The organism is Mesorhizobium sp. B2-8-9 (assembly GCF_006439475.1).
Taxonomy (GTDB): domain Bacteria; phylum Pseudomonadota; class Alphaproteobacteria; order Rhizobiales; family Rhizobiaceae; genus Mesorhizobium.
The window spans coordinates 35,885-42,700 of record NZ_VFTQ01000043.1 but is presented as its reverse complement, the minus strand read 5'-3'; the positions used below and the strand labels follow the sequence as shown (position 1 = coordinate 42,700).

General features: G+C 62.5%; 7 protein-coding genes. 4 read left to right on the top strand and 3 right to left on the bottom strand.

The window, feature by feature from the left end; genetic code table 11:
- From FJ423_RS31125 to FJ423_RS31110, 4 genes are all read left to right on the top strand, one after another.
- On the top strand, window positions 1-1,924 hold a 1,924-nt coding region (locus FJ423_RS31125), incomplete at its 5' end, for a type I secretion C-terminal target domain-containing protein (RefSeq protein ID WP_140847266.1).
- Window positions 1,925-1,996: 72 nt separating this feature from the next.
- Window positions 1,997-2,365: a hypothetical protein gene (locus FJ423_RS31120; RefSeq protein ID WP_140847263.1), complete on the top strand. Its 369-nt coding sequence runs from the start codon at window positions 1,997-1,999 to the stop codon at window positions 2,363-2,365.
- A gap of 164 nt (window positions 2,366-2,529) precedes the next feature.
- Window positions 2,530-3,222, top strand: a complete 693-nt coding sequence (locus FJ423_RS31115) for a lytic transglycosylase domain-containing protein (protein WP_246680365.1) — start codon at window positions 2,530-2,532, stop codon at window positions 3,220-3,222.
- 228 nt (window positions 3,223-3,450) lie between these two features.
- The gene (locus tag FJ423_RS31110) at window positions 3,451-4,698 is read left to right on the top strand and encodes a penicillin-binding protein activator (RefSeq protein WP_140847258.1); all 1,248 of its coding nucleotides are present in this window, start codon (window positions 3,451-3,453) and stop codon (window positions 4,696-4,698) included.
- 11 nt (window positions 4,699-4,709) lie between these two features.
- Here FJ423_RS31110 and FJ423_RS31105 read toward each other — a convergent pair whose 3' ends face one another.
- From FJ423_RS31105 to FJ423_RS31095, 3 genes are read right to left on the bottom strand one after another with little or no spacing between them, the layout of a single operon-like run.
- A complete protein-coding gene (locus tag FJ423_RS31105; RefSeq protein ID WP_140847255.1) occupies window positions 4,710-5,255 on the bottom strand; it encodes a prepilin peptidase in 546 nt (181 codons plus the stop codon).
- Window positions 5,252-5,800, bottom strand: coding sequence for a tetratricopeptide repeat protein (locus FJ423_RS31100; RefSeq protein ID WP_140847252.1), 549 nt, complete (start codon window positions 5,798-5,800; stop codon window positions 5,252-5,254). Before FJ423_RS31100 ends, FJ423_RS31105 begins: the two co-directional genes overlap by 4 nt.
- 53 nt (window positions 5,801-5,853) lie before the next feature.
- Window positions 5,854-6,804, bottom strand: a complete 951-nt coding sequence (locus tag FJ423_RS31095) for a type II secretion system F family protein (RefSeq protein WP_140847250.1) — start codon at window positions 6,802-6,804, stop codon at window positions 5,854-5,856.
- Between the last annotated feature and the right edge of the window lie 12 nt (window positions 6,805-6,816).

The following is a 6,816-nucleotide window of genomic DNA, read 5'->3' as shown; positions in this document are numbered from 1 at the left end:
GCTGACGGTGGTGCAGAACGTCGCGCTGGAACATCTGGTCGACGGCTCGACGGCCGCCGCCTACAACGACGCGCTCAATCTGGCCGGCAAGATCGCCGTGACGGCGACGGTGACGGATGCCGACGGCGACAGCGCCTCGACCGGCGCCATCGACATCGGCGGCGCGGTCACCTTCCTCGATGACGGTCCGACAGCAGTCTCGCCGGACTACGCGGTGCTGTCGAATAGCGCGGGCGCTCCGGTTACGTTTGCTCTGGATGTAGACCACTCGCTGTCCAACAACTACGGAGCGGATGGTGCCGGCACGGCGATTTTCGCGGCGTCTCTCGATGGCGCGGACAGCGGCCTGACTTCGGGCGGCGCCCACATCATCTACGATGTATCTGCGGACGGTCATACCCTGTACGGAAATGCTAACGGCCTGGCGGTGTTCACCGTCACCCTCGACCCCCAGAGTGCCAGCTATTCCGTTGACATGAATGGAACGGTCGACAGCCTGACGCAAGTGACGTTCTCTAACGGGACGTATGATTTCGACGGCGGTAACGGCGCCTGGGCCGGCTTCGTGCCCAATGGTCAGAAGAACTCCGGTGCCCCGGTCGACGATAATTCGCAGGACGTGCTTTTCACGCCTTTCGGCACCGGCACGACCATCAACGGGAACGCGAACTCCTTCGGCGTCGGCGGCGGCGCCGGCGGGCAGAACATCGGTGCGGGCGAAGGCATCCGGGTGGACTTTGTCCAGGATTTGACCGGCAACACGATGGGAGCCGGCGGATATGGCGTCCTCGCCAACCGCGACCACGTGTTCGATAACCACTATACCGCCAACGGCGCCACCTTCACCTTTGGCGACGGAAACACCAACACCGTTCTTCAAATCACGGCGAAGGACGACAACGCCACGACGGGTACCGACAACAACAAGGTCGTTGGGGATGGTGCGCTCGATTCGGTCACGTCGGTCGCGATCGCGTATGACGGGCAGACGCAGATCGTCGATTTCGCGACCATCGGCACCAACGCAACGACATACACGGTTGGCAGTCCGGGTGGGCTGACGGACAGAACCTACACGGTTCACTTCGTCGATGTGGATCCCACCGCCGCAGTTCATTATGCCGCTCAGATAACAGGTATAATGGACGACCATGTTTCCGTCTCAACGTTCACGGCCGACGGCTACAACAGTCTGGAATTGTTGAACACGAGCGGCGACGACTTCGCCATCACCGGGTTCGGCGCAGCCGTTCAGAGCACCAACCCCGTCAACTTCAATCTGCCGATCCAGATCGTGGACGCGGACGGTGACCTGGCGACAAGTCTGATCGGCGTGACGCTGAGCGGGAACCCGATTGCGGATCACTCGGCGGACGCCGCCGGCGCTTCGCATATCTACACGTCGACGGCGGCGGCGCCCGATATCATCGGGTCTGCTTTCGACGACACCATCACCGGCAACGATGTCGGGAACATGCTGTATGGTGGAGCCGGAGTCGACAATTTGAGTGGAGCGGGCGGCAACGACACGCTCGTCGGCGGCGCCGGCAACGATACGCTCAATGGCGGGTCCGGCAACGACCTCCTCGTCGGCGGCGCTGGCCAGGACACGCTGACAGGCGGCACCGGCGCCGATACGTTCAGGCTCGACCACCTCGACATCAAGGATCTTATCACCGATTACAGTGGCCCCGAAGGCGACAAGATCGACTTGTCTTCGCTGTTCGAGACAGCACCGGGAGGCAACATCGCCGACTACGTGCATTATGACGCTGGCACAAAGACGCTGAGTGTCGACACCAACGGCACGGCCGGCGGCACCAACTTCGTAGATGTGGCCCAGCTGACGAACGGACCTGCCGCCGGCACGATCAACATTCTCTACGACGACTCGAACCATCAGCAGCACACGGCCACCATTTAGCACTTATGCGCCACCACGCTTCCATGCTAAGCATAAGCAAAGCATGAATTCGCAATTCGGAGAGGGGTTTACATGAAACATTCCGTAAGATTGCTGGCTTCGGCCGCGGCGCTGTTGGTGGCCGGGTCGACGGGGTTCGCTGCCGATATCATCGGCGAGCCGGCGGTGAATTATTGCCGTGCCGTCGGCACGTCGGACCTGGTGCTGACCGACAACATGGTCGAGCTCAAGGACCATGTGGTGAAGCTGATGGACGAATCGGTCGCCGTCGCTAACAGCCCGGAATGGATCAACTCGTCGCGTCCCGCCTTCGTCTGGGCCTCGGAAGCCAAGGTCGCCTGCGGCATGGCCTATGGCTACCTCAAGACGAACTACAAGGACGAAGAAACGCTCAACAAATGCGAGTGCTTCCACGACCGCATGGTCGAGTATATGCACTGAGCTGACGGGCAAGCGGACGCCGGCTGGCTGCGATGGTGGCCGACGGAGAACCGGCGGAGGCGATCGCGCTGGACCGCCTCGCCGTTTCACGGCGAAACGGCCCATCTCTTTGTCTTGACGCAAGTGCGAGCGGAAAACCGCCACGCAGTTTTCCTGGAATTGCCTTGGCGGTCGCCTTGCTTGGCCTGGGGCAAGCACCTGTCCACGCCAACTGGCTGGAACGGCCGCAGCCGCAGCGGGCGCAGCCCGCGCGCTGCGACCCGGCGCCCGAGCGGACGCGCGCGACATTCAAGGCATTCGCCACCTGCCAGGCGTCGCTCTACGGCCTCGAGCCGGTGCTGGCGCATGCGGTGATGGAGATCGAGAGCGGCTTCGATCCCGGCGTGCGCGGCGCTGACGGCGAGGTCGGGCTGATGCAGGTCATGCCGGCAACGGCGCGGATGCTCGGCTTTCGCGGCTCGCTCGACGAGCTTGGCGAGCCGGCCACCAACATCGCGCTCGGCGTCAGATATCTGGCGCAGGCAAACAGGCTTGCCGCGGGCGATCTTTGCACCACTGTGATGAAATACCCCGCCGGGCATGGGGAAACCCGCTTCTCGGTCCGCTCTGTCGACTACTGCCGGCGCGCACGCGCGATCCTGGCACGGGAAGGGCTCGATGTGGCCGGGCCGCTGCCGGTGGCGACGATCGGATTCTCCGACGTCTCCATGGACGGCGCCGTCACCGGCCAGGAGAAAGGCGTCTGCGTGCGCCGCGTGTTCGTGCCCGGGCCGCGCTACATGAAATGCGCCGAGTATCGCAGCCCGGCGCAAGCGAAGGCGATACAGGCGCTGAGAGCGCGGCTCTTCGACGGCTAAGCCATGATGCAAGAATTGCGGGACGGCCGGGCAAGCAAACGTTAAGAGAAGTGAAGGCACCGGGGCGAATACTGGCGGCAAATGGGATGGAAGCATCAAATGAAATGTGAGCGGCACGATCCGGACCTGAAGCGCGCCGCGTCGAAACGAATCGTTGCGGCGCGCTTCAGGTCTTTGTCAGATGCATGTCGTCTCCCCAAAACCGGGACCACTTTTGGGCGACATGCATTGGGGGCTCTCGCTCTCGGGCTCGTCGCGACGCTGTGCGGATGCCAGTCCAAGAGCGGCGCGTCGGATGTGCTCGATCCGTCGGCGGTCGCGGCACCCGCCGGCCAGGCGGGCGCGCCCGTGGCGCCCGCCCAGCAGGCAAGCGGCCAGACTTTGGCTAGTCCGGCCTTGGCCAGCGCGACCTCGGGCGGCCCGGCCTCGGCCACCGCCGCCAAGGCCCAGCTGACGCTCGGCACGGGGCCGACCAAGGTGGCCATGCTGCTGCCGCTTTCGGCGCCCGGAAGCACCGGCGAGAACGGCCGGAAAATGTATGACGGCGCGCGCCTCGCAATGGCCGATCTCGGCGACAAGCTTCTGACGCTGACGATCGAGGACACGCGCGGCGACAGCGGCTACGCCAAGGACCTCGCGGTGAAGGCGATCACGTCCGGCCCGGTCAAGGTCGTCATCGGGCCGTCCGAGCTTGCGGCCGCTCAGCACCTTGCCAAGCTCTCCGGCTCCAAGCGGCCGCCGGTGCTGGCGCTGGCCGACAATTTCGCCGGCGGCCCCGGCGTCTATTCCGTGCGGCTCGGCGAAGCCGATAGCGCCGCGGCGGGCGCGGCGGCGGTCGCCGCCAAGGGCGCCAGGAAATTCGTGCTGCTGGTGCCTTCGGGCGCGGACTCGAGCCCGATTGAATCCCGGGTGGCCAACGCGCTCAGCATCTATGGCGCCACGCTTGCGGTGACCCTGCCCTATTCGGCGAGCGATGGCGGCGCCAAGGTGGTGTCCGACATGGGTTCGCTGGTCGAGGCGCCCGACGCCGTGGTCGTCGCCTGCGGCGACGGCAGCCCAACCGCGGTGCTCGCGGCGCTGAAGGCCAAAGGCATTCCCGGCAAGGCGGTGACGCTGATCGGCACCGACCGTTGGCTCGAGCGCCCGATGGATCCGCTCTACGAAGGCGCCTATATCGCGACGCTCGACCAGAGCGAGACCGGCCCGATCGCCGACCGCTTCAAGGCCACCTACAACTACCAGCCGGACGTCAACGTGGCCTATGCCTACGACGTGGTGGCGCTGAGTGCCGGCATCGCGAGCTCAGCCGGCCCCGAGGGCTTCAGCAAGCAGGTGCTGGAAAACACCAGCGGCTTCCGCGGCTCGACCGGCCTGTTCCGCTTCCGCGCCGACGGCTCGAGCCAAAGATCGATGCCGTTCTTCAAGGTGGAGAAGGGGCGGTTGAAGCTCGTGGAGAAGTCGACGTCGGGGTTTTGAAAGGGGCAAGCTCAGTTGAGCTGCTGCAATATCCCGGAACTGGTGGCTACCATCAAGCTGACATAGATTTGAAAAGCAATCGTGCAAATTGCAGCCGCGGAAATCGGCACTCCAAAGGGAACAACGCCCTTGCGGTCGAGATGCTGCACATACTGGCGAAATAGTCCTGCCGGCAACAGAAATGGATTCCGAACCAAAATCACTATCACGCCCGCAAAGCCGAGCAGCAACAACGAAAACACCGCAAGATTGCTGCCCCCGATCAGGAACGGCGTTACGGCCATCAGCTTCACATCGCCGGCGCCGACCTTCCGCATGGCCCAGAGCGGAAAGAGGACGATGAACAGGGTCAAGGCGGCTATGGCGCTCAGACCCATGTCCCACCACGACCCCGCCTGAACCGAGAGAAGTTGCAGCGAGCCTAAGCCAAGGCAAAGCAGCAGCAGGACGTCCCTATTGGTGATTTTCTGGGTGGAGAAATCGACCCACGCGACTCGAGCAAGCAATGGAATGGCCAATGCCTTCAGCAGCAGCGATGCGGCGAGCAAAAGGCTCATGACCGCTCTATGTTGCGCACGCTGGACGATAGAAGCTTCAGATTGTTGGCCACAGTCGGATCGTTGGGCGCTAGCTCATAGGCCTTCAGGAAGTTGCTGCGCGCCTCCTGCAGCTTGCCGCGCAGCAGATAGGAATAACCGAGATTGTTGTAATATTCCGGCGTGGCGCCAAGCAGGCGGTAGGCTCGCGCATAGGCCATGTCGGACAGATCAAAGCGCCTGATGCGGTCACAAGAGGCGGCAAGGCCAAGCCAGGCGACGCCATCATTGGGTGCCAGCCGCGTCGCCTTGTAGAACAAGGCGCCGGCGTTGCCGTAGTTTTCCGAGCGGAACTGCGTCTTGGCCTCGGTGACCGCCTGGTCCGAGGCATAGTAGTCGACATCGCTGATCGTCTTCAGACCGTCGAAGGTATCGCCAAAGGCGGTGTAGTCGCCTTTGGCCGGCTCATTGGTGCGAACGACGCCGTCGGCGTTGTTGGTCTGGCAGCCCGCAAGGCAAATAAGTAGCAGGCTGGCTGCGACTGCGAGGCGCTTTGGCCGTGTCATTTTGTGTCCCACGAGTCCCCGAATCTCTTTTTAGAATCTAATTGTATGACCGGCTAGAAGAAAATGCCCTTCATGCGAATAATGATCGGCAACAGCACGATCATCAGGACCACCGGAAAGACGCAGACCCCCAGAGGGATCATCATCTTGACCGGTAGCGCATTACCGCGCTCCTCAGCTCGAAGAATTCTCTTACTTCTCATCTCGTCACTATAGACACGCAGAGCATCGGTAAGGCTCGTGCCGAGCTCTTCCGATTGGCGGAACAACACAGACAATGCCCGCGCCTCCTCAAGGCCAAGACGATCGGAAAGATCACGGAGAGCCTCTCGCAGCGGTTTTCCGGCGCGCAGTTGCAGATTCATGATTGAAAGCTGGATGCCGAGCCATTTGTGGGTGCCAGCCAGTTCCTGGCTCACCCGCTCGACCGCCGCTTCCAGGCTCATGCCGGCATCGGCACAGGTGATCATCATGTCCATGAAATCGGGAAAGCCGCGACGATACGTCTCTTTCTTTGCATTTTCAAAACGATCCAGCGCTATGCTCGGAATAACCAAACAGGCGAGGCCAAACAAGGCGGCGGCCGCGAATACAAAAATCCCTGGAATTTGCGGCGGAACCACCGCAAGCAACCCCGTGTACACTCCCAGAAACCCGACGGCGACAGCACCGATCCGGGCGAGCGTATAGAACATGGGGGCACTGGCCTGGTAGAAACCGGCACGAAAGAGCTTTGCTTCAAGGGCGTTAGGCTCGCCCCGCTCTTTTTCTACCGATCGGAAATAGGCATCGACCGGTCGCTGCGCTGCTATCTTGGCGAGCTGTTCCTGGCCGACCAACGAGCGACGGCTGGCAATCCCTTCGGACTTCAAGCTTTCCGTCACCAGCTTCCGCGTCTGCAGTGCCGGCATGAAAACGAGGGCGCCGAACAGGAAAAATGCCACTGCCGCCAGGAAAACGGCAATCGAAACCAGAAGGCTGGTGTCCTGAGTGATCGAGAACAAGTGTACGCTTTG